Origin of the sequence: Mycobacterium sp. NPDC050853, assembly GCF_040653875.1 — a bacterium.
GTDB lineage: Bacteria > Actinomycetota > Actinomycetes > Mycobacteriales > Mycobacteriaceae > Mycobacterium.
In genome coordinates, this window is record NZ_JBFAGW010000003.1 from 56,417 (window position 1) to 78,451 (window position 22,035).

Annotated in this window: 23 protein-coding genes; 13 read left to right on the top strand and 10 right to left on the bottom strand. The window is 65.1% G+C overall.

The genetic code is table 11. From position 1 onward, the window contains the following. Positions 1–163: 163 nt before the first annotated feature. Both AB0H22_RS12125 and map read right to left on the bottom strand, forming a co-directional pair. On the bottom strand, positions 164–892 hold the full coding sequence (locus AB0H22_RS12125) for a hypothetical protein (RefSeq protein ID WP_358146763.1): 729 nt from the start codon (positions 890–892) through the stop codon (positions 164–166). Between the two features lie 15 nt (positions 893–907). Continuing rightward, a complete protein-coding gene (map, locus tag AB0H22_RS12130) occupies positions 908–1,678 on the bottom strand; it encodes a type I methionyl aminopeptidase (RefSeq protein WP_358146764.1) in 771 nt (256 codons plus the stop codon). Positions 1,679–1,753: 75 nt separating this feature from the next. Here map and AB0H22_RS12135 point away from each other — a divergent pair, with 75 nt between their 5' ends. From AB0H22_RS12135 to AB0H22_RS12180, 10 genes are all read left to right on the top strand, one after another. Then, positions 1,754–2,020 carry a helix-turn-helix transcriptional regulator gene (locus AB0H22_RS12135; RefSeq protein ID WP_358146765.1) on the top strand — a complete coding sequence of 89 codons (267 nt, stop codon included), beginning with the start codon at positions 1,754–1,756 and terminating at the stop codon, positions 2,018–2,020. Between the two features lie 54 nt (positions 2,021–2,074). Beyond that, positions 2,075–3,085 (top strand): PHP domain-containing protein, encoded by a 1,011-nt coding sequence (locus AB0H22_RS12140; protein WP_358146766.1) that lies wholly within the window; start codon positions 2,075–2,077, stop codon positions 3,083–3,085. 44 nt (positions 3,086–3,129) lie between these two features. Next, positions 3,130–3,738, top strand: coding sequence for a TetR/AcrR family transcriptional regulator (locus tag AB0H22_RS12145; protein ID WP_180750438.1), 609 nt, complete (start codon positions 3,130–3,132; stop codon positions 3,736–3,738). A 1-nt stretch (position 3,739) separates the two neighbouring features. Further along, positions 3,740–5,338 (top strand): NAD(P)/FAD-dependent oxidoreductase, encoded by a 1,599-nt coding sequence (locus AB0H22_RS12150; RefSeq protein WP_358146767.1) that lies wholly within the window; start codon positions 3,740–3,742, stop codon positions 5,336–5,338. Then, entirely contained in the window at positions 5,322–6,152 is an 831-nt protein-coding gene (locus tag AB0H22_RS12155; RefSeq protein WP_358147027.1) for a mycofactocin-coupled SDR family oxidoreductase, read from the top strand. Before AB0H22_RS12150 ends, AB0H22_RS12155 begins: the two co-directional genes overlap by 17 nt. Next, on the top strand, positions 6,149–7,384 hold the full coding sequence (locus AB0H22_RS12160; RefSeq protein ID WP_180750441.1) for a cytochrome P450: 1,236 nt from the start codon (positions 6,149–6,151) through the stop codon (positions 7,382–7,384). The genes AB0H22_RS12155 and AB0H22_RS12160 overlap by 4 nt, the downstream gene beginning before the upstream one ends. Positions 7,385–7,396: 12 nt before the next feature. Further along, the gene (locus AB0H22_RS12165; RefSeq protein ID WP_358146768.1) at positions 7,397–9,328 is read left to right on the top strand and encodes an NAD(P)/FAD-dependent oxidoreductase; all 1,932 of its coding nucleotides are present in this window, start codon (positions 7,397–7,399) and stop codon (positions 9,326–9,328) included. 87 nt (positions 9,329–9,415) lie between these two features. Further along, a complete protein-coding gene (locus AB0H22_RS12170) occupies positions 9,416–10,909 on the top strand; it encodes an NAD(P)/FAD-dependent oxidoreductase (protein ID WP_180750443.1) in 1,494 nt (497 codons plus the stop codon). After that, on the top strand, positions 10,910–11,692 hold the full coding sequence (locus tag AB0H22_RS12175; protein ID WP_180750444.1) for an enoyl-CoA hydratase-related protein: 783 nt from the start codon (positions 10,910–10,912) through the stop codon (positions 11,690–11,692). Between the two features lie 101 nt (positions 11,693–11,793). After that, the gene (locus AB0H22_RS12180; protein ID WP_180750445.1) at positions 11,794–11,937 is read left to right on the top strand and encodes a hypothetical protein; all 144 of its coding nucleotides are present in this window, start codon (positions 11,794–11,796) and stop codon (positions 11,935–11,937) included. Here AB0H22_RS12180 and AB0H22_RS12185 read toward each other — a convergent pair. The 8 genes from AB0H22_RS12185 to AB0H22_RS12220 form a co-directional block, all read right to left on the bottom strand. Further along, on the bottom strand, positions 11,927–13,213 hold the full coding sequence (locus tag AB0H22_RS12185; protein WP_180750446.1) for a D-arabinono-1,4-lactone oxidase: 1,287 nt from the start codon (positions 13,211–13,213) through the stop codon (positions 11,927–11,929). The genes AB0H22_RS12180 and AB0H22_RS12185 overlap by 11 nt on opposite strands. Further along, on the bottom strand, positions 13,210–14,397 hold the full coding sequence (locus tag AB0H22_RS12190; RefSeq protein WP_180750447.1) for an amino acid deaminase/aldolase: 1,188 nt from the start codon (positions 14,395–14,397) through the stop codon (positions 13,210–13,212). Before AB0H22_RS12190 ends, AB0H22_RS12185 begins: the two co-directional genes overlap by 4 nt. Beyond that, the gene (gene rraA, locus AB0H22_RS12195) at positions 14,397–14,885 is read right to left on the bottom strand and encodes a ribonuclease E activity regulator RraA (protein WP_180750448.1); all 489 of its coding nucleotides are present in this window, start codon (positions 14,883–14,885) and stop codon (positions 14,397–14,399) included. The genes AB0H22_RS12190 and rraA overlap by 1 nt, the downstream gene beginning before the upstream one ends. Positions 14,886–14,908: 23 nt before the next feature. After that, on the bottom strand, positions 14,909–15,715 hold the full coding sequence (locus AB0H22_RS12200; RefSeq protein WP_180750449.1) for a MerR family transcriptional regulator: 807 nt from the start codon (positions 15,713–15,715) through the stop codon (positions 14,909–14,911). A gap of 81 nt (positions 15,716–15,796) precedes the next feature. Further along, the gene (locus tag AB0H22_RS12205; RefSeq protein ID WP_180750450.1) at positions 15,797–16,501 is read right to left on the bottom strand and encodes a hypothetical protein; all 705 of its coding nucleotides are present in this window, start codon (positions 16,499–16,501) and stop codon (positions 15,797–15,799) included. A gap of 138 nt (positions 16,502–16,639) precedes the next feature. Continuing rightward, positions 16,640–17,218 carry a copper resistance CopC family protein gene (locus tag AB0H22_RS12210; RefSeq protein WP_180750451.1) on the bottom strand — a complete coding sequence of 193 codons (579 nt, stop codon included), beginning with the start codon at positions 17,216–17,218 and terminating at the stop codon, positions 16,640–16,642. Then, on the bottom strand, positions 17,218–17,883 hold the full coding sequence (locus AB0H22_RS12215) for a YcnI family protein (protein WP_180750452.1): 666 nt from the start codon (positions 17,881–17,883) through the stop codon (positions 17,218–17,220). The genes AB0H22_RS12210 and AB0H22_RS12215 overlap by 1 nt, the downstream gene beginning before the upstream one ends. Positions 17,884–17,886: 3 nt before the next feature. Continuing rightward, positions 17,887–18,543 carry a DUF6474 family protein gene (locus tag AB0H22_RS12220; protein ID WP_180750453.1) on the bottom strand — a complete coding sequence of 219 codons (657 nt, stop codon included), beginning with the start codon at positions 18,541–18,543 and terminating at the stop codon, positions 17,887–17,889. Positions 18,544–18,860: 317 nt separating this feature from the next. Between AB0H22_RS12220 and AB0H22_RS12225 the strand changes: the two genes are divergently transcribed. The 3 genes from AB0H22_RS12225 (at position 18,861) to AB0H22_RS12235 (ending at position 22,010) form a co-directional block, all read left to right on the top strand. After that, the gene (locus AB0H22_RS12225; protein ID WP_358147028.1) at positions 18,861–20,306 is read left to right on the top strand and encodes a hypothetical protein; all 1,446 of its coding nucleotides are present in this window, start codon (positions 18,861–18,863) and stop codon (positions 20,304–20,306) included. A gap of 103 nt (positions 20,307–20,409) precedes the next feature. After that, positions 20,410–20,901, top strand: coding sequence for a DUF955 domain-containing protein (locus tag AB0H22_RS12230; RefSeq protein WP_180750454.1), 492 nt, complete (start codon positions 20,410–20,412; stop codon positions 20,899–20,901). Beyond that, positions 20,898–22,010, top strand: a complete 1,113-nt coding sequence (locus tag AB0H22_RS12235) for a hypothetical protein (protein WP_180750455.1) — start codon at positions 20,898–20,900, stop codon at positions 22,008–22,010. The genes AB0H22_RS12230 and AB0H22_RS12235 overlap by 4 nt, the downstream gene beginning before the upstream one ends. Positions 22,011–22,035: the final 25 nt, after the last annotated feature.

Genomic DNA, 22,035 nt, shown 5'->3' on the forward strand with positions numbered 1-22,035 from the left:
GAACGCGTCATTGCCTGGATCGGACGGCAACTGTACGAAGATGGATTCCACCGGCGAGGCATCAGGAGCGACTGGCGAACCATGTGCCGGCTTAGGAAGTACGACACCGCACCGAATTATTACTGTCAGTCCTCGCAGAAGGTGGTTGCGCGGCCTGGAGGGATCAGGCCGCCAGCGCGGACCCGCCGCAGGTGTGGCGCTCGGTGACGTGCGCTCCGACGAAATCAGCGAGCACCTCGGCTATGCATCGGGTGTTCTGTTCGAGACTCGCGCGTAGTGCCGGGCTGTCACCAACTGCACCCGCGGGCATATAGTTCGAACCCGCCGTTTCGACGGCGACGTTGAGATTGCTCTGTCGGAAAATCACATGCCGGAACGCGAGTCGGTAACCACTATCGCCCGATACGGTCCAGCAGGAGATCGCTTCGTCACCGAGCGCGGACTCGTTGTACGTGCCCTCGGCCTGCGGCGCCTTGCACTCGCTGTCCGCTCGGTACCGCTCGCGAGCCTCACGGACACCGCCCCGCAGGAAGATCGGGGACCGTGGGCTTGTCCATTCCTCCGGGTACACATCAAGGCTCACATGCAATGACCGCCAGAACGGCTCCCCGGTCGAGGGTATGGACGCGACTGACATGGGGTGCTCCGCTTGAAACGCGCACATCGGGTGGTCGGGAAGGTCCATGGAGGTCTCTCGACGCTCACCTGCGAGTGTTGAGAAGGCAACCTTGAAGATGTCCTCCGCTTTGGGCGAGGCAAGCATTTCGCCGCAAGTGGGTGCTGCCTTGTATTGGGGCCGCGGCTCGAACCAGCCGGTCTTCGGACCCACGAGCGCGAAGATCACCGCCACTACGGCGACAACAGCGACCCCTCCCCACTTGTTACGCGTCACCCGTCCTCCTCGGAGCTAGCGCTCTACCAGCGTCAGCACTTGAGGGCCGTCCTCGGTGATGGCGATGGTGTGCTCGGAATGCGCGCCGCGCGTTCCGTCGGCCATCCGCAACGTCCACCCGTCCGGATCGACGGTGAGCCGGTGGGTTCCGCGCCCGAACCACGGTTCCAGCGCCAGCGTCAGACCGGGCTCCAATTTCAATCCCCGTCCTGCCGTTCCCTTGTTCGGGACGTGCGGATCCTCGTGCATGGTGCGCCCCAGGCCGTGCCCACCGAAATCGGTGTTGATCCGATACCCGGCGCCCTCGGCCACCCCGGCGACCGCCGCCGAGATATCTCCGAGCCGGTTACCCGGCCGAGCCGCCGCGCTCGCCGCATCCAGCGCCGCCCGGGTGGTGTCGATCAGCCGCACATCCTCGGGATCGGGGACGCCGACAATCAGGCTAACCGCGGAGTCGGCCACCCAGCCGTCGATGCTCACCGCGAAATCCATGCTCAGCAGATCGCCATCAACCAGCACGTAGTCGTGCGGAAGCCCATGCAGTACAGCGTCATTCACCGACAGGCAGATGACGTTGCGGAACGGACCGCGCCCAAACGAGGGGGAGTAGTCCCAGTAGCAGGACACCGCTCCGCGTTCGGCGACCATGTCACGCGCCCGCTGCTCAAGGTCAAGCAGGTTCACACCTGGCTCGGCGAGCGCCGACAACTCGGACAACACCGAGGCGACGAACCCTCCGGTCACTCGCATGCGCGCGATCTCCCCGGGTGACTTCAACTCGATCACGCGAACCTCCTCAGCGGTATTTAAATACCACCTTAGGGCTTTCGGTATTTAAATACCAAGACTAAGGTCGAGAGCATGGTTCGTCTGCCGCTTACCGCCGAACAACTCGCCGCGGGTAAGCGCTTGGGCGGGCTGCTGCGTTCCGCCCGGGCCGACAGCCCCCTCGACGACATCGCCCGTTCCGCCGGCATCTCACCGGAGACGCTGCGCAAGATCGAGACGGGACGACTACCGACTCCGGCCTTCGGTGTCGTCGTCCAACTGGCCATTGCATTGGGCCTCGACCTCAACCACGTCGCTGCCGTCTGGCAAGACCAGGCGGATCTCAGCGCGGTCTCCTGACTGGAGTGGAAAACCCCGTGGCCGTTCACTTCGACGCGGAATAGGCTCACGGCCATGGATCCAGTTGCGGCCCTTCGGGAAATCGCCTACTACAAGGAGCTCGGCCGCGAAGAATCGCGCCGCGTGATGGCCTACCGTAAGGCCGCCGATGTCATCGCCGCGCTTACTCCCGACGAGCGAGAACGCCACGGCGCCAACAAGACCTGGAAAGGCCTGACCGGGTTGGGCCCCAAGACGGCGACCGTCGCCGCCGAGGCCTGGGCAGGCAAGGTTCCGGCCACCCTCGAACAACTGCGGGCCAACGCGAAAAGCACCGGCGGCGGCAGCATGCGAAAAGCGCTTAAGGGTGACCTGCACCTGCACTCCAACTGGTCAGACGGATCTGTACCCATCGCGGAAATGATGAGCACCGCAAAGGCGCTCGGACACGAGTACTGTGCGCTCACCGACCACTCGCCACGTCTGAGGGTCGCCAACGGCCTCTCCGCTGAACGGCTCCGTGCCCAGCTGACAGTCATCGACGAGCTGCGAGATCAGATGGCGCCCATGCGAATCCTCACCGGCATCGAGGTTGACATCCTCGACGACGGCGCACTAGACCAGGACCCCGAGCTCCTCGATCAGCTCGACATCGTTGTCGCCAGTGTGCATTCCAAGCTCGCGATGGACTCCGCGGCGATGACCCGCCGCATGATCGCCGCCGTCACCAACCCACGCGTCGACGTGCTCGGGCACTGCACGGGACGGCTGGTGGAGGGGGAGCGGGGTACCCGAGGCGAGTCGGCATTCGATGCCGCTGAGGTCTTCCGGGCCTGCCGTGACTCCGGCACCGCCGTCGAGATCAACTCTCGCCCGGAACGGCGTGACCCGCCGCGTCGGCTGCTCGACCTCGCGCTGAACATCGGCTGCGACTTCTCCATCGACACCGATGCGCACGCGCCGGGGCAGCTGGAGTTCTCCGGATACGGATGCGAACGCGCGCTGGAGGCTGGGGTTCCGGAGGAACGGGTGATCAACACCCGGCCCGTGGAGCAGCTGTTGGCCGGAACCCGGAAGAGCCGCTAAGCGCCTATTGACACTATGAACACATTCGCGCAAAGTGTTCAAACGTGAAGCTCGTGAAGACGACCGGCCCGCGTGGTGAAGTACCCGAACCAATCGTCGCGGCCGTCGCTCAGACCCTGGTCCGCTCGGGAATTCAACGGTTCAGCCTGTCGGCCGCTGCCGATGAGGCCGGTGTCTCGCGCGGAACCATCTACAACTGGTTTGGCGGCAAAAAGGAAGCCATCGACGTCGCCGTCGGCTTCATCGCGAGCGCCTTCATCGAGCTGTTCGCCGGGGCCGTGAGCGCCAAGACCACGCTCACCGACCAGGTCGGCGAGGCCGCGGTACGCATCAGCGACCACCGGGCCTGGTCGGATCGTCTGGACCCGACGCTGCATGTCTCCAACGTCCTGGAACTGGTCCTCGACGAGTGCGGCGACGATCTGATGCGCCGGTCCGTCGAGTTCTGGGTGCCCCAGGTCGAGGCCGCCCGGGACCGCGGCGAGATCGGCGGGGACGTCGACGCCACCGAGGCGGCCGAATGGATTATGCGAACCCTGATGAGCATCGAAGTGCTGCCTGCCATCTCTCTCGACCTGAAGGACCCGGCCGCGGTGCGCGACTACTTCTCCCGATTCATCCTGGGCGGACTGTCCGCCGCAGGCAGGAAATAGCATGAGTGACATCGATTTTCAGGTCGCGATCATCGGCGCGGGTCCCGGCGGTATCGCAGCCGCCCATTACCTGCTGGAACAGGGTATCGACGATTTCGTGATCCTGGACCGCGCCGACGACTTCGGCGGCACGTGGCGTGACAATACCTATCCGGGCCTCGGTGTCGACATCCCGGTCCTGTTCTATCAGTTGAGTTTTGCGCGAACAGGGCAGTGGAAGAGGCTGTTCGCCGACGGTGCCGATATCCAGCGTTATCACCTGTCGGTGGTGGAAAACCTGGGACTGCGCAGACATTTCCAGGGTGGCAGCGCGGTCACCGCGCAACGGTGGAGTGAAGACGGTGACCACTGGGAGCTGACGATCGCCGGGAGACCGGGCATCCGGGCCCGATATGTCATCAGTGCGGTGGGCGGATACATCGACGCCAAACCCGGACCCGATATCCCCGGTCTCGACGACTTTCGTGGCAGAACCGTGCGGCCCAACGCGTGGGATCACTCGTACGATCACGCCGGCAAGCGCATCGCGGTCATTGGGACCGGCTCCAGCGGCATCCAGATTGCCCCCGCCGTCGCGGAAACGGCCGCATCGGTCACGACATTCCAGCGCACTCCCGCGTGGATCATTCCCAAACCCAACCCGGATCTCTCGCCGCGTGCCCAGCGGATCCTGAACGCACCCTTCATCCTGACCGTCATCAACGCGGTGATCGTCGCGGCCATGGACGCCGCGCAGGCCATGTTGTTCCACCTGCTGCCACTCCTACCGGAATCGATACTGCGCGTATTGATTCCCCGCTACGACGATATGGCACGGCGCTGGTACCGCGCGCTACTGCGCGGCACTGTCAGAGATCCCGCGCTGCGCGACGCCCTGATGCCGAGCTACGGAATCCTCGCACGACGCACCGTCCTATCGAACGATTTCCTGCAGGCGGTGGACGCCGGAACCGTGCGCCTGGTCACCGAACCCATCCTGCGGGTCACCGAAACCGGCATCGAGACAGCGAGTGGCGCGCAGCACGAGGTCGATCTCCTGGTCTTGGCCACCGGCTACGAGATATACACCGACCCGGAGCACTACAAACCGGGAACCATCGAGGGCCGCAACGGGTTCGACCTCGGCGAGTACTACCGCGACCATGAGATGCGGACCTACGGTGGCTCGGCGCTACCCGGCTTGCCCAATCGATGGGTGCTGGTAGGCCCCGAAGGCAACCAGGGGCAGGGGTGGCACGCCATGGTGGAGGCCAATGCGCGCCACGCCGCACGCGTCATCGCCGAATCGAGTCGCACCCACCGCGAGGTTGCGGAAGTCAGTCAGCGAGCCTTCGACAAGTGGGTGCGGCGAATGGCCCATCAAGGCAAGGCGATCCGGCTGTACGCCACCGACTGCCAGCCACCACTAAGCACCTATTTCGTCAACTCCAAGGGGGAGGCGCGGTACTACCGGCCCCAAACGGTGAGTGAAATGAACTGGTTTTCAAAGCATTCCCCGCTTTCCGACTACTCCTTCCGCCCCGCGACCATCCGAGAAAAGGTGTCCGATGACAGCCCAGTCAGCCCAGTCAGCCCAGTCAGCCCTGCCAGCTCAGCGTGATAAGCCGCTCACCGGGCGGGTCGCCTACATCACCGGGGCTGGGCGCGGCCAGGGCCGTGCCCATGCCATCCGGCTCGCTGCTGACGGCGCCGATATCGTGGCCATCGACACCTGCGACAAGCCGTCGCCCTATAACGAATACCCGGCAACCACGGCCGAAGATTTCGACGAAACCGTTTCCGCAGTACAGGATCTCGGCCGGGAGATTATCGCCGAACGCATCGACGTGCGTGACCTCGCCGGACAGCAGAAGGTGATCAACGAGGCCATCACCCGATTCGGGCGCCTGGACATCGTGGTCGCCAATGCGGGCATCGCCAGCTGGGCGCGGCTCTGGGAGATCGAGCCCGACCAGTGGCGTGACGTCATCGACATCAACCTGACCGGTGTCTGGAACACCATAAAGGCGGCGGTGCCCGCGATGATCGAAGCAGGTAACGGCGGGTCCATCATTACGGTCAGTTCCTCGGCCGGGATCAAGGCCATGCCGGGCTGCGGACACTATGTCGCAGCCAAGTTCGGTGTCGTGGGTTTGACCAATTCGTTGGCAGTTGAGCTGGGGGAGTATGGGATTCGCGTCAACTCCATCCACCCGTACGGAACCAACACGCCACTGGCGGCCGACGAGTCGGTGTTGAGGATGTTCGAGAAGTACCCGGGATACCTGCAGAGCTTCAGCCAGACCCTGGTGGACAACGACAGGCTTGTCGAACCCGCGGAGATCGCCGAGGTGGTGGCCTGGCTTGCAGGCGATGCATCCGGCGTCATGACCGGCGCGCAGGTTCCCGTCGACAAGGGGTATCTCAAGCGATGACCGTCTGTCCGTTCGCGCCGGGGTTCGATTTCACCGACCCTGACCTCATTCAGCAGCGAATCCCCGTCGAGGAGTTCGCGTATCTCCGCAAGACCGAGCCCATCTGGTGGAACGCCCAGCCCAGGGGAGTCGCCGGGTTCGACGACGACGGCTACTGGGCGGTCACCAAACATGATGATGTCAAAGAGGTATCGCGCCTCAATGAGGTGTTCTCCAACAGTGCGAACACGACGGTGGTGCGCTACAACGAGGACATCACCGCCGAGCAACTTGACATCCAGCGCGAGAATTTGCTCATCGACATGGACGAACCCAAGCACCGGATCCTGCGGCGCATCGTGTCACCGCTGTTCACACCGAAGGCCGTCAATGGACTGCATGAACGGCTTGTCCTCCGCGCCCAGGACATCGTGGAATCGGCCGCCGAAAAGTCCAGCGGCAATTTCGTTTCCGATATCGCCTCAGTGCTGCCCATGCACGCTATCGCGGATCTGGTGGGCATCCCGGAGGCGGACCGCCAGCAGGTGCTGGACTGGACAAACCAGATGTTCGCCTATGACGACCCAGCCATCGGCAAAGATTCTGCCACCGCCGCAACTGTTTCCATGCTGGGTTACGCGTACGCGATGGCCGAAGAGCGGCAAAAGAATCCGCAAGACGACATTCTCACCGGGCTGGTCCAGGGCGCCTACGACGACCGTCCGCTGACCCCGCTGGAGTTCGCCTACTTCGTCATCCAGCTCATGGTCGCGGGCAATGAGACCTCGCGCAATGCCATCACACACGGGGTGCTCGCCTTCGCGGACAACCCCACCCAATGGGAGCTGTATCGGCAGCACCGTCCGCAGACCACCGCGGACGAGATCATCCGATGGGCCAGTCCCATCATCGCCTTCCAGCGCACCGCGCTGCAGGATGTTGAACTCGCCGCAGTGCACATCAGGAAGGGGCAACGTGTCGGAATGTTCTACGCCTCGGCCAACTTCGACGAGGAGGTATTCGACGACCCGTTCACCTTCAACATCGAGCGCGACCCCAACCCGCACCTCGCATTCGGCGGCCACGGGATTCACTACTGCCTGGGCGCGAACCTCGCCCGGCTGGAGATCGGCATCATGTTCGACGCCATGGCCGACAGGCTGCCGGACCTGACACCGACCGGTGCGGCCACCCGGTTCCGGTCGGGCTGGATCAACGGCGTGGTGTCGCTGCCCGCGAGTTACCTCGGCTGAGCGGCGACTTCGGTGCGCAACCGGTACGCGGGTCACCCCTTTTCCACCCCTACGCAGGAGATCGCCGCGGCTCTCGAGGCCGTTAGCATCCCCACTCTGTTGTTGTCTCTCGTGCACATCACCGGCGATCCGCGCTACATCCGCGAGTTCAAGCAGGCCGCCACCTTCCTCAACGAAGTCCAGGGCTTCATGTCCGAGGAGGATAAGGAGCGGGCGCGGAAGGTGGCCCTTGAAGCAATCGTCGAGTACCGGGAGCGGGGATGCCCGGAGCCGGCGCCACTGGATGCGGACCTTGTCCGAGAGATGATGAATTGGGCAGCATGCGAGGAGGTTCCGAACGAATATCTGCCGCTGATTCTGGAGGAACTCGATCTGGACGGTGTAGATCCACGACGCGCCGCGCCGCTGGATTCAGGCCACACCGACACGCTGCCCGTCGTGGTGATCGGCTGTGGGGAATCGGGGATCTTGGCGGGAATCAGGCTCGCACAGGCCAACATCCCCTTCACCATCGTCGAGAAGAACGCCGGTCCCGGTGGAACATGGTGGGAGAATACGTATCCCGGCGCCCGCGTGGACGTCGCCAACCATTTCTACTGCTACAGCTTCGAGCCGAGTGATGGCTGGAGCCACTACTTCGCCGAGCAGCCCGAGCTACGTGAGTACTTCCAGACCGTCGTCGACAAGCACGGTCTGGATGAGCATGTGCTGTGGGAATCCGAGGTCGAGTCGGCCACCTGGGAGGAACAGGACGCGCTATGGGTGGTCCGGGTCCGCGCGGCAAGCGGTGAAATACAAGAGCTTCGGGCACGGGCCGTCATCAGCGCGGTGGGTCAGCTCAACCGCCCGAACATCCCGGCCGTCGACGGCGCCTTCGCGGGTCCGGCCTTCCACTCCGCGCGGTGGGATGGCTCGGTGGATATCACCGGAAAGCGCGTCGCCCTTATCGGTGCGGGCGCCAGTGGATTTCAGATTGCGCCCGCCATCGCCGAGAAGGTCGAGCACCTCACGGTGTTTCAGCGCACCCCGCAGTGGATGTTCCCCAACGCCATGTACCACGACCAGGTCGAGGACGGCGTGCGATGGGCCATGAAGCATCTTCCGTTCTACGGCCGCTGGTATCGGTTCCTCCTCATGTGGCCCGGTGCCGATAAGGGGCTCGACGCCGCCGAGATTGATCCCGACTATCCCGACCAGGGCTATGCGGTCAGTGCGATCAACGCTGCGGCCCGAATGATGTTCACCGACTGGATAACCCGGCAGGTGGGCGACGACGAACAGCTTCTCGCACAGGTACTGCCCGATTACCCAGCGACCGGTAAGCGAACGCTCCAGGACAACGGAAGCTGGTTGCGAACCCTGCGTCGCGACAATGTCGAGCTGGTACGCACATCCATCGAACGGATCGAGCGGGATGGCGTCGTCACCGAGGATGGCACGATTCACCTCGCCGACGTGATCGTGTATGCCACGGGATTCAGGGCCACCGAGGTGCTGTGGCCGCTGCGGATCGTGGGACGTGACGGCGTCGAGCTGCGCAGCATGTGGGGTGACCGGCCCTACGCGCATCGCGGAATCACCGTCCCCGGATTCCCCAACTTCTTCATCATCTACGGGCCCGGCACCCACCTGGCGCACGGCGGGAGCCTCATCTTCCAGTCCGAATTGCAGATGCGGTACATCACGCAATGCCTCGAACGCTTGGCCGGTGAGAGCCGACTGGCGATGGAACCGGAGCCGCAGCCCGCGGCGGACTGGCACCGGCGCACGCAGGAGCGGATCAACAAGATGGTGTGGTCGCACCCGGCCGTCGAACATTCCTACTTCAAGAATGCAGATGGGGAGATACACACCGTCAGCCCCTGGCGTCTGCCCGAGTACTGGCACGCCGTTCGGCGTCCCGACTGGTCGGAGTACGTGTTCACCGGGGCCGGACGGCCCTGACCTGCGGTGTCGCTGGCACAGAGTGCGCACGATTGCAAGGGCCTAACTTTACTTTTCTCACCGAACTGTAAGCGGTAGCATCGCGGCATGTCCGAACACTTTGACGTGCTCATTGTCGGCGCCGGCATCTCCGGAATCAGCGCGGCCTGGCACATTCAGAACCGCTGCCCGTCCAAGACCTACGCGGTGCTCGAGGCCCGCGACGATATGGGCGGTACCTGGAACCTGTTCAAGTACCCCGGTATCCGGTCTGACTCGGACATGTACACCCTGGGCTTCCGGTTCTCGCCGTGGAACGACAGCCGGACCCTGGCAGACGGCCCGTCCATCCTCGACTACGTGCACAAGACCGCGGCCAACGCCGGTATCGACGGACACGTCAAGTACCGGCACAAGGTTTTGGGTGCGGCCTGGTCGACCGAGACTCAGCAGTGGACCATCCCGGTGGATCGCGACGGCGAAATCGTCGAATACACCTGTTCGTACCTGTTCTGCTGCAGCGGCTACTACGACTACGACCAGGGCTACCAGCCGGAGTTCCCCGGATTGGCTGATTTCAAGGGCACGGTGGTGCATCCGCAGCATTGGCCCGAGGACCTTGACTACAAGGGCAAGAAGGTCGTGGTTATCGGCTCCGGCGCCACCGCCGTGACATTGGTGCCGGCGATGGCGCCCGATGTCGGACACATCACCATGCTGCAGCGTTCGCCCACCTACATCCTGTCGCTGCCCAACGAGAACCCGATAATCAACGGTCTGCGAAAGATATTGCCGGCCAAGGCTGCTTACCCGGTTGCCCGCTGGATCAACATCGCACAGCTGATCTTTAGCTACCAGGCGAGCCGAAAGTTCCCGCGCGCCGCGCGGCGAATCATCATGCAGCAGGCCAAACTTCAGCTACCCAAGGGATACGACTACAAGACCCACTTCGGCCCCAAGTACAACCCGTGGGACGAGCGTCTCTGTGTGGTGCCGAACGGCGATCTGTACAAAGCCATCCGCAAGCACAGGGCCGATATCGTCACCGACCACATCGAGACCTTCGACGAGACGGGCATCAAGCTCAAGTCGGGCAAGCACCTCGACGCCGACATCGTCATCACCGCGACGGGTTTGAACCTGAAGTTCTTCAGCGGCGTCATTCCGACGGTCGACGGTGTGCCCGTGGACCTGCCCTCGCAGACCGTATACAAGGGCGCGATGCTCACCGGTGTCCCGAACATGGCGTTCACCATTGGGTACACCAACGCCTCATGGACACTCAAGGCCGACCTGGTGTCCGAGTACGTGAGCCGTTTGCTGAACTACATGGACGAGAATGGTTACGTCACAGCGGTTCCCGAGCTGGCCGACGAGACGATAGAGAAGCAGCCGTTCATGGACTTCACTCCGGGTTACGTGCTGCGTGCGCTGGAGGAACTTCCCAAGCAGGGCGACAAGCACCCGTGGCGTTTGAAGCAGAACTACGCCTATGACATCGGCATGATGCGGCGCAGCCGGATCAGCGAGGGCATGCGCTTCGGCAAGAGGAAGGCCGCGGCCACTTCATCGCCCGCTGAGTCGGTTGCTGTCAACAGCTAGATGACCGAGCTCCGAACGGAGATTCGGGACGGGGTAGCGGTACTTACGCTGCACGGACCGGCGACACGTAACTCCTTCACCGCCGATCTTGGACGCGATCTCGGCGCCGCTTATCGGCGGCTCGACGAGGATGCCGCCGTGCGCGTCATCGTGCTCACCGGCTCCCCACCCGCATTCTGTAGCGGTGCACTGATCTCGTCCGACGCGGAAACATTTGCGGCGCCGGACAATCCGGACTTCTCGGCGTCTCCGGTGCGGCCCGCCGCGTTCGAACTGAGCACGCCCGTGATCGCGGCGGTGAACGGGCACGCCATTGGTATCGGGATGACACTGGCACTGCACGCCGATATCCGCATCCTCGCCGAGGAAGGTCGCTACGCGATACCCCAGGTGAGATTCGGGGTGGCGCCGGATGCCATGGCGCACTGGACGTTACCGCGTCTGGTGGGCACCGCGGTGGCGGCGGAGCTGCTCCTCACCGGCGCGCCCTTTTCGGCGCGGCGGGCAGTGGAGACCGGATTGGCCAACCACTGTCTGCCTGCCGAGAAGGTACTCGGGACCGCGCTGGAGATGGCGCACGATATTTCGGTTAATGTGGCGCCCCAATCCGCGGCTTTGACCAAGCGGCTGCTGTGGGACGCGCAGCTGACGGCGATGTCCGCGGCCGAGGTGGCGGCGCGGGAGACGGCCGATCACCTGCGGCTCATGGGGTCGGATGACGCGGTCGAGGGGCCACGCGCATTCGCGGAAGGCCGCGCGCCGCGCTGGATCGGGCGCTCGTAATACCAGGCAGGTGGGGCTTGAATCTTGGACCTCAACCCGCCTAAAGTATATCTGGGTACATATTGTACCCAGATAATTGACCTGGTCATTGGGAGTGCATCGTGGGAAAACACAACTCTCCCGTCGCCACGGACGACTGGCCCAGCGAGTTCGTCTGGGACAGCGAGATCACCGGGACATCCCCCGCAGTGATTGATTCCGACCTCGATTTCGTCCCGACACCGCCGCCCTGGTTCAGGGCCTGACGGGCCCCAGCAGCCGGCTGAGGTATCCGCCGCTGAACATGCCTGCGGGATCCAGCCGCGCGCGGACATCCTGGAATGTCTGCCACTCCGGATACCGCTCGCTCAGCTGATCGGCGGTGAGCGTGTGCCGCTTGCCCCAGTGCGGGCGGCCGCCCAGCCCGATCAAGATGGGCTCCAGGTCTCGGAAGTACGGTTCCCACTGGCCGTGAATCGTTTGATGCACCGCCAGATAGACGCTCTCGCGGCCATAGGCGGGGGCTAGCAGCGCATCATCGGCCTGAGTGAAGCGGACCTCCAAGGGAAAGGCCACGCGATGACGGTTCCGTTCGATCGTGGCCAGCGCGGTCTCGATCGCCTCGCCGGCATTGGCCAGCGGAAGCGAATACTCCATCTCGGTGAACTTCACCTTGCGGGGGCTCGCAAACACCGCGGCGCTCTCATCCTGCGACTCATTGGAACCGGCCAGGGCCGCAACAAGTTGAGATATCCGTGGGGCGGCGGCCGGTACCCGCCCGGCCGTCCACATCAACGCACCGAGCGCACCGTTCTCCACGAGGTCGCGCTCCACCCAATGCTTCACCGGGTGACGGGGCCACGGACTCTCGTCGGTGCGCGTCGATTGCAGTAGCAGCACCCGCCGCGTATGCGGAAACAGATACAGCTCAAGGTGATCGGTATCTGCTAGTAGCGCGGGTAGATCAGCCAGCACGGAGTCCAGATCGTGCACAGACTGGCGGCGGTACAGCCGGAACGACGGCACGCATTGCAGGGTGAACTCGGTGACCACACCCAGTGCACCCAGAGAGATCCGCGCCGCGCGCAGCTCGTCGCCGCCGGTGATCTCGTGAACCGTGCCGTCGGCGGCCATGATTCGCACCGACACGATGGTCTGAGAGATATTGCCGAACCCCAGGCCCGTCCCATGGGTGCCGGTGGCGGCGGCCCCCGCGAGAGTCTGGGTGTCGATATCGCCGAGATTGGGCAGCGCCAGCCCGTGCCGCAACAACTGGCGATTCAGCTCATGCAGGGTGATACCGGCCTGGACCCGCATCCGGTCCTGCTCGTCCACCGAGATGACGTGACGCAGTTCCGCGATATCGATCTGTACGCCGTCGGTGACGCACAGCTCGGTGAAGGAATGCGACGAGCCGATCGGGCGCACCGTCCGCCCGGCAGACCTTCTGAGGGTGAACGCCAGCTCATCCTCGGTGCGCGGGCGGGCCACCAGCGCTGGGGCACAAGATGTTTGCCCGCTCCAGTTACGCCACTCGCTCACAGGAACATCATTCCCTCACCGCGATACGTGGATACCGATCCGGCATGCTGACCGTCCTCGACAAGCTGTAGTTCGGTGAAGTGCTCACAGAGCTCACCGGCCTTGGCGTGCCGGAACCACACCACGTCGCCGATCTGCAGCTCGCGCGCCCCGCGTAACGGAGTCTGTACTTCGCCGGCGCCCTCGGATGTCTCGAATGACAAACCCGTGGGCCACGACGGCACCGGAACCCGACTCGGCCCGGCCGGGCCGCTGGCGATGTACCCGCCGCCGAGCACCGTGGCAAGCTCCGGCGCCGGCTTGCGTACCACGGGCAATGCGAAGGCGGCGGCCGGATCCAGGTCCAGGTTGCGGTAGTTATCGAAAAGGGCGGGGGCGAAGAAGCCCGAACCGGCGGCCAATTCGGTGGCGAAACCCAGTCCCGCGATGCGGGCCAGGCTGCCGGTTCCGCCGGAGTTCACCAGTTCTAGCGGCGGCGCCCCGGCGGCCCGTAGGCGGGCGGTCACCGCGTCCAGAACCCGGGGGAGACGGTCCCCGAGGTCGCGCAGCGAGGACGCCTGCATGCCACGAACCGCCAACTGGTACCAGGGATTTCCCGGGACGATATCGCCGACGCCGGCGATCTGCCCGTCGTAGGCCATGACCGCCGCCAGCCGCAGCCCGGGCGTGGCGCACACCAGATCGGTGAGTGCTGCCGCCTGCTCGGGGGTGCGCACTGGCGATCGCTTCGGACCCAGATGCACCGGGCCGCTGAGAGGCCGCCACCCGGCATCGATATCGAGGCATACCGGGATGGGCGCGTTGGTCTCCTGTGCAACGGCGGCGAGCAGACGCACGTGGTCGGCCGAATCGATCAGCGGGCGGATTACGGAGCGGTGCCGGGCCGCCGTCGCCAGTGCCCCACGGTCGACACTGGGGTAGGCGATGAGCAGGTCGTCCACACCGGCATCGGCGAGATGCACCGCCTCCGCTGGGGTGAAGGCCAGCACCCCGCGAAATCCGGGTATCTCCAGGAACTTCCGGATCAGTGCGGTGCTGCGTATCGACTTACTGGCCACCCTGATGGGTAGATCGGATGCCGCGCTGACCAATGCCGCGGCATTGGCTCGTGCGGCATCCATATCGACAGCGGCCAGCGGTACGGGTGCCCCTCGCAGCGCTTCCGCCAGCCGTCGTACCGACATCAGGCAGGAACCACCACGACGCCATCGTGGTCGGCGTAACAGATCGCCCCCGGCGTGAAGTCGACGCCACCGAAGGTCACGACGATATCGCGTTCCCCGGCACCGGTTTTGGTGCCCTTCCGGGGGTTGGTGCCGAGGGCCTTGACCCCGATGTCCATGGTGGCCAGGGTGGAGCTGTCGCGAACCACCCCGTTGATCACCAGACCGGACCAGCCGCTATCGACGGCGATCCCCGCGATGATATCGCCCACCAGTGCGCAGTGCAGCGAACCGCCTCCGTCGATAACCAGCACACCACCCGAACTAGGCTCTGACAGAATGGATTTCAGCAGTGCGTTGTCATGGTGGCAGCGCACCGTGGTGATTGCCCCGGCGAATACCGGCCGCCCACCGAACTGGGCGAGCTGAAGGTCGCAGCTGGCCATCTCGATGCCCAGCTCGTCTCCCAGGTCGGCGGTCGGTCGGGGGGTGATAGGTGCGGTCGTCATACCCCGAGTTTATTGCGCGGGCTCTACTCGGTGGCGGCCTTATCGTTCGAGGCGACTACGACATCGTGCAGCCACTGCGCCAGACCGGGCTCGGTGTCGTCGTAGTACACCCGGAACCGGTCGTCCTCGACATACATCTGTGCGAGACAGACCTGCATGTGCGGGGAGCAATCGAAGAACTCGTCGATGCTGTGCCGATGGGCCTGCGCCAAGGCATCGGCCCGTTCCGACCCCGGTTCGACGCCCTCGCGTTTGGCAGCCGCGAGGTCGGCGAGCAGGCGATCTCCCTCGGCCTTGATCCGGATCCAGTCCTCCTTGGTGTACCGGGCGGAGCGTTCCTGGCTCTGTTTCCAGACCGAGGTGCCGCCCCAGAGCTGCTCTGCTTCTACCGCGTACTCATCGACGAATCGACTGTCGCCGAAGATCTCGATCTGCTCCGCGACGGACAGCTGAACACCGCTTTTGTGAGCGTTCATCATGTTCTCCACTGCCGCGACCATGTGGTGCAAGCGGTCAATACGGTCCAACAACAGTGCGCGCTGGCTTTCCAGGTGCGTGCGCCTATCGGTATCCGGATCGTCGAGCAGGGCCGCTATCTGCTCAAGACCAAACCCCACCTCCCGGTACAGCAGCGCCAGATGGAGCCGCTCGATATCGGTATCGGTGTATCCGCGGTAGCCGACCGCGGTGCGGGCACGGGGTGCCACCAGGCCGATTTCGTCGTAGTGGTGCAGCGCTCGCACCGATAGACCGGTCAGCTCGGATACTCGGCCGACCGTCATGAGGTCGGTATGGCCGGTTGTGCGTGGGTTCGATTCCGCCGTGCTCATAGGGACACTGTGCGGCCTCCCGTGGCGTGAGGGTCAAGCCCTTTTCGACGGAGTCAGTCCTGGCGGGCAGCCACCGCGGGATCAGTCCGATTCAACGGAGTCGCCGTTGCGGCGCCGGCGCCGCAGCAGCAACAAGATGAAGATCGCGAACGCGGCACCGACCGCGATCTTCAGGTTCGGCGATTGACGGCCCACTTCCGACGCGGGGCCGGGAATCGGTGGTGGAGCCGAGTCGACAGTCGACTTCGCCTTGGCGGCAGCCTCCCTGGCCGCCGCCACGAGATCGGGCTGGGCGGGCTCAGGTGTGGGCGCGGCGGTGGGAACTTCCGGCTTGGGAGCCGCGGCGACAGGCCTTGGTGCGGGTGCAGGCTTGGGGGCGTCGACCGCAGGCTTTGGTGCGGGGGGCACCTCGGGCTTGGGCGCGGCCGCTGCCGACTCCGCCGCGGGCTGGGGTGCCGGTGTTGCCGCGGCCGGGGGCTCGGGCTTGGAGGGCTCGGCGGGCGGGGGTGTCTCCGGTGCCGGTACCTCAGCGGGCTTCGCCTGTGCAGCCGGCTTCGGCGCCGCGGGCGGCTTCGGACCCGGAGCGGGTTTGGGACCGGAGTCGGCCTTGGGACCAGACTTCGGCGGTGCCGACGAGCCTGCCCGTTTGGCGGGCGCGCGTTTGGCCGCGGGACGCTTGGCGGCCTTCGCGGGCCGAGACGGGGCTGCGGGCGGTGACGCCTCGCCCGCAGCGGGATTCTCCGGTGTCGGGTCGGGCTCGTTAGCCGAATTGTCCTGGTCCGCCATGCGCCTGCTCCTTCGCAAGTTTCTGTCGTACTCGGGTGCTCGCGGCCACGATGAGCGGCTCACACCCGAATGTCTGCCGCCCTGCCGTCATCCATCATGCCGTTACGGCGGAAAAGGCCAGTCGAGCCCCCCAGAGATCTACGACCGACGACGCTGCGTCCAGAAGAGCGCGACACCCACCGAGACCACCACACCCACGACAAACGGCCACATGGGCATGTCCCCGTCGGTCGGATTCGGCGACGTCGCCGAGGAGCTCGCCGTTGTCGATGGCTGCTGCGACACCGCGGGCGCACCCGCGGAGGCCGGTGCCCCCGACCCGGTGATGGTGAACGGCCACGATCCATCGACCGCGTGCCCGTCCTCGGAGATCACCCGAAAGTTCACCGCGTACTTCCCGGCGGGGGCGTCAGACTTCATACCCACCGAAATCATCGCGCCGGATACCACCGGGTCGCCCGTCTGCCACTGATCGGTCTTGCCGTCCGGGCCGGTGACCGTAATCGCCGCGAAACGCTTTTGCAGCGGCTCGTTGAAGGTCGCACTGACCTGGGCAGGAGGCCCGGACAAGACGGCGTTCTCGGCCGGATCGGAGGCCACCTTGACCGCGTGCGCCGACGCCACACCTGGCAACGCCAGGCCCAATGCCATCGCTATGAACACCGGAAATATGAACGCGGAAAAGAGCACCGACACCGACTTGCGCAGAACTGTCATCACTGTTGCCTCCGCCGATTCGTCACTGCAAGCGCGAGTGCGCCGGCACCGAGGATCAACCCGATCCCGCCGAACCACCGAGCCGTCTTATCTATGTGGGTACCGTTCTCCCCGGATTCAGGGTTTGCCGATACCTGAGGCGCATGCGCCGAGTGTCCGTCGTGGTCGGCCTTGCTTTGCGTCAGGTCCAATGCGGGAGCCGGGTGCTCCGGCTCGGCACCGCCGGGCTGCGCCTGCTGATCCCACCTGACGACCTGACCGTCGGTATATGTCTGGGTTGCCGGGAAGGTCACCTTCTCGGTGTCGGGCAGCTTGACGCGCACCCGGAACAGAGCGAACTGATCGGGCCCAATCCCGTTGCCGGCAACCGCTTTCCACGTCACCGACCGGACCGTGCCCTTGGCGGTGTCCCGATCGACGGTGCTGGTCCAGCCGGGTAGTAGCTCGGTGCTCGCCGAGCCGACATCGGGCAATTGGATGGTCAACTCAGTGGTCAGTGCCTTGGTCTGGGACTCGTTGGGAACCGAGAACTCCAGTGTCGCGTAGCCGCCGCGTGCGGTGTTGTCCGTGGTCACGCGTACGTGAGCGAAGGCCGGAACCGCAAGAGTCAACAGTGCGACAGCCGTTGCGGCCGACGCCACCAACAGCCGGGGGAGTACGCGCATCGGTTACCTCACTCCAAGTCGTGCCAACAGGTCGGCGTCAATGCCATCGAGCTCGCGGGCGATCGCCGAGTGCGCCGCACGACGACGGGTCGGCGGCATGTGCTCGGCGGCCCCCACTGCGGTACCCAACTCATCGAGCCGCGCACGGACGGCTGAGGTGAACTTCTTGGTCTCCGCGTCCTTGGGCGCTCGGTCCAGCACGGCCTGTACCGACTGCTCCGCCCCGGCGATACGAGCCGACAACTCCGCGCCGAACCCCGAGTACTGGCCAAGCTCAGCAAGCGGTATGCCGAGACGATCGGCGCGGCGCTGATCCAACACTCCGCGGGCCGCGATGGCCGCTTTGTACAGCAGCGGCAGCAGCACAGGAGCCAGCAGCCGCACCACCGTCAACGTGCGTTTGATCCGAGTGGGGGAGAGCAGCTTGCCTTCGCGGACCGCCCTGAGCTGATCCTGGGCGATCAGCCGCTGGGCCTTCAACGTCGCCAGATCGGTCTTGCGCGAGTCACGCCGGGCGGCAGATTCCGATCGCGCTTGTATGCGCATCCGCCGTCGGTCGTTTCGCGCCGCCAGCCTGGCTTCGAGCTTGGCCTTCGCCTTCAGCGCCTGAGCCTCGGCCCGTTTCGTCGAGCGGCTCTTGCGGCTGGTGAGTAAACCCATCCCAGCGGCCTCCGTTCATCGCGTTGCGAGTGTGGCGCTAACCCTAGCGCGCCGACCCTCGTCGTCCCCGTGCGGATGGGAGTCCTAATCCACCCCATATCGGTGAGGTCGTATGGCGCACTGCAAAGGTTCCCGACCGGTCCCAGCGAAATCCTGACGGCCGCGATTTGAGCGGTGCATAGGGTGTGAAGGCCTGGATCTGCGCTTGAGATTTGACCCGCGAGCAAATTCCCGTCATGCTAGTCGCCGTGGGGCGACATCGAGCAAAACCGAGCAGGCGAAGCCAGCAGCTGAAGCGTGCGTCGGCACGCGCGGCTGTGGTGACGGTGCTCAGCTCGGGGACGCTGATGGGGGGATTCGGGGTCTTCGCCATCAATACCCCGGCAGCGGATGCAAATCCGGGCGGTGGATCAGGTAATGACCATGACCACGACCACGGTTTGGCTGGTGCAATCCACAAGATCACCGGTGGCCTGTTCGGCGGCGGTGTCGGTGGCGGCGGTGGTCCGGGCAGCGGCGGCACCCGCAGCGCACCCTCATCCCCGTCATTCGGCAAGAGCCTGCACGGCGCGTCCGGATCGGACGGCGCCGAGGGCGGCAGTTCCAGCGACTCGGACAAGGGCAAGGGCGACAAGGACAAGGGCCCCGGAGCGAACGTTCCGAAGCCCGGTTCGGCGGGCGCCAACGGCAAATCGTCCGACAATGCCGCAGGCACCCCCGGTGCGGGCGGCAGCACTCCCAACAGCACGAACACCAACACGACCGGCACAGGCATCGGGGTCAACCTGCCGCACTCCGGCGGCGCCGCAGGCGTCCATACCGGCACCACCCCGAATGTCACCAGCCCGTCCGCCGAAAGCCCCTCTGCTGAAAACCCCAGGGGCACAACGACTCAGACCGAAGAGCATCCCAGCTTGAAGGGCGCCCTCGGCGCGGTGACCGGTGCGCTGGCCCCTAAGACTCAGACCGCCACGACGCCCAAGACGGATACCGCGACGTCACCGCACACCGCGACCGCACCGGGCGCGACGGCCGACTCGCCGGCCTCCGGCTCCACACAGACGGAGCACGAGGCGTCGTCCGAGGAGCCCAAGGTTCCGAGCGGCACCGTCACCCTGGGTGGGCGCACCATCGTCATCTGGAAGAAGAAGCCGAGTACCGCCGCGCACACTCCAGGTGCCGGTGGCGGAACGACTCCCGTGCACGAATCCGAGGGTGACCACGATCACGTGATCACTCTGCCCGGGCTTCCCAACATCGGCGGCCTGCCGAATCCGGACGCTCCCTCCGGTGGCGCGGCCGGAACGCGACCCCCGAGCGGAAACCCCGGAATCCATACCGGCCCCATTTCTCCGCCGACCGTACCCACGCCCAAGACACCTGCCGTCGCGATCGCGACGCCACCCGCGCCGCCGGTCATCGCACCGCTGTCGCCCGTCGTGCCTCCGGCGCCGCCGGTCGTCACCATCAAGCAGGCCGAGGCTGGCCGCGGTGGCGATGTTGTCGTGACCGCGGGCGGCGACAAGCGACCCGAGGCGGTCACCAAGCCGATCGAGCAGTTCGTCGCGGCCGAGACCATCGCGCCCCGCACCGGCTATGGCGACTATCTCCGACTGACGAAGACATCCGAGATCGCCGCGATGGCCATTCCGGGTGCCGCCGGCATCGCGATGATGACCTTCATCGGAGCCGCGCTCGGATACCGGCAGGCCAAGGCCGGGCACACGGTTCGCGCCTCCGCTGCCGCCCGCTTCCTCGAATAGGGGAGAATCGATACAGCACCCCGCTAGGGGTCTGTCCGGGAAGGCACCGCAGGACCCGAGACAGGGTCCTGCGCAGGAAGGCACACGGTGAGGGGAGAGGCACATGGGCGCAAGCCGTCGTGTGACCGATGCCGTCAACACCGTCCTCGACTTGGCCCCGCGTAAGGGCGAGGTAACACTCACCGCCCTCGTGGAGGCCGTCGGCCGCGACCGTGACCGGTCCATTGAGATCATCTCCGCGGACCTACCGCCCGGTGTGTGCGGTCAATGGCGTCAATACGAGAACGAAGACATCTTCATCATCCAGCGCGGTCTGCCCACTTGGGACCGGACGCTCGCCCACGAACTTGGCCACGTCGTGCTGCGGCACGAGGGCGCCTCGGTGGTCGAGATGGCTAGGGACGAAGCCGAATTCGCCAGCGACGACCTCATCGCCTACATGCTGTCCCAGCGCACCGGATGCATGGGTGCGGCCGGTATGGAAGCCGAACAAGAGGCCGAGGATTTCGCGGCGCTGCTGCTGTACCGGCTGGGACGGCTGCCATCTGATCGCGCATCCATAGTTCAGGTAAGGCTCGGGGAGGCCTTTGGGTGATCGCCTGGGTAATTGCCGGGCTGCTGGGGATGGCGACGGGTTTGCGTATCGGGTGGGTGCTTGTCCACAAACAATCCCCGGTGAGCACCGGAATGATCGTCGCGCTGGGAAGTCTGGCTCTGGTATCGGCGCTGAACTGGGAACCGCTGACGATGCTGGTGGACAGCTCGTTGGGTTGGCCCAATATCTCGGTGGCTGTGAGCCAGGCCGCGCTGACGGCCTGCGCAGCGGGCAGCTGCGTGATGATCACCAGCATGTCCGCCAGCCGTACCTCGACTGCCAATAAGCGGTGGGCGCGTTGGCAGTACCTGGCCGCGACCGTAATCGCCGGTGCCAGCCTGGCCGTGTTCTTTTCCCGCGGTCCGCAGCCCGAGATGACGCCTCGCGAATTCCTCAAACACGACCTGGGCGGATTCGCTTCCGGCACGGCCTGGCTGATCCCGATGCTCTACATCGCGGTAGCGCTGTCGGTGGTGCTCTGGGCGGGAATGGCCTACTCCAACCGCACCCGTCGGGGTCGCGCCCTGTTCCTCTTCACCGTCGGGATCAGCCTGCTGGTGCTGGCTGTTTTGGTGGTAGTCGGTGTCGCGGTGGCGGAGTCGGAGTACGTGACGATCGGCACCGCGGCCACGCTGATCGGCTGTGCGATGGCGATGGTGGCGGTGGGGTCGCTGCTGCCGACCTTTGAGACCTGGCTAGTGGCGAGGCGCGAGATGTTCGTGCTGGCACCGCTGTACAAGGACCTCAAGAAGCGTCAGCCGGACGCCGCGATTGGGGTACGGCCGCGTGGTCCGTTGGCGTTCCAGGTGGCTGACCGGATGGCCTATATTTCCGATGCGCTCTTCCTGGAGGCGATGCATGCTCAGGGGCTTGACCCCGAATCGGAGGGTGAGGGCAATATCGAACTCGACGTGGAGCCAGTGCAGCTCGATGCGCTGCCCGATGAGCAGGCCCACGCGGTGGTGAAGTGGGTCATGACCGAGGGCGATCCGAAAGAGAATTTTCCAGGCCCAGAATGGCTACACCAGCCTGACGGATACTCCGATCGCGAATGGATCCTTGCGATCGCCTCCGAGTACCGCAGGCTGGTGCGTGCCGAACGTTCTTAAGTTGTGAACAGCTCCGTCCCCCTGT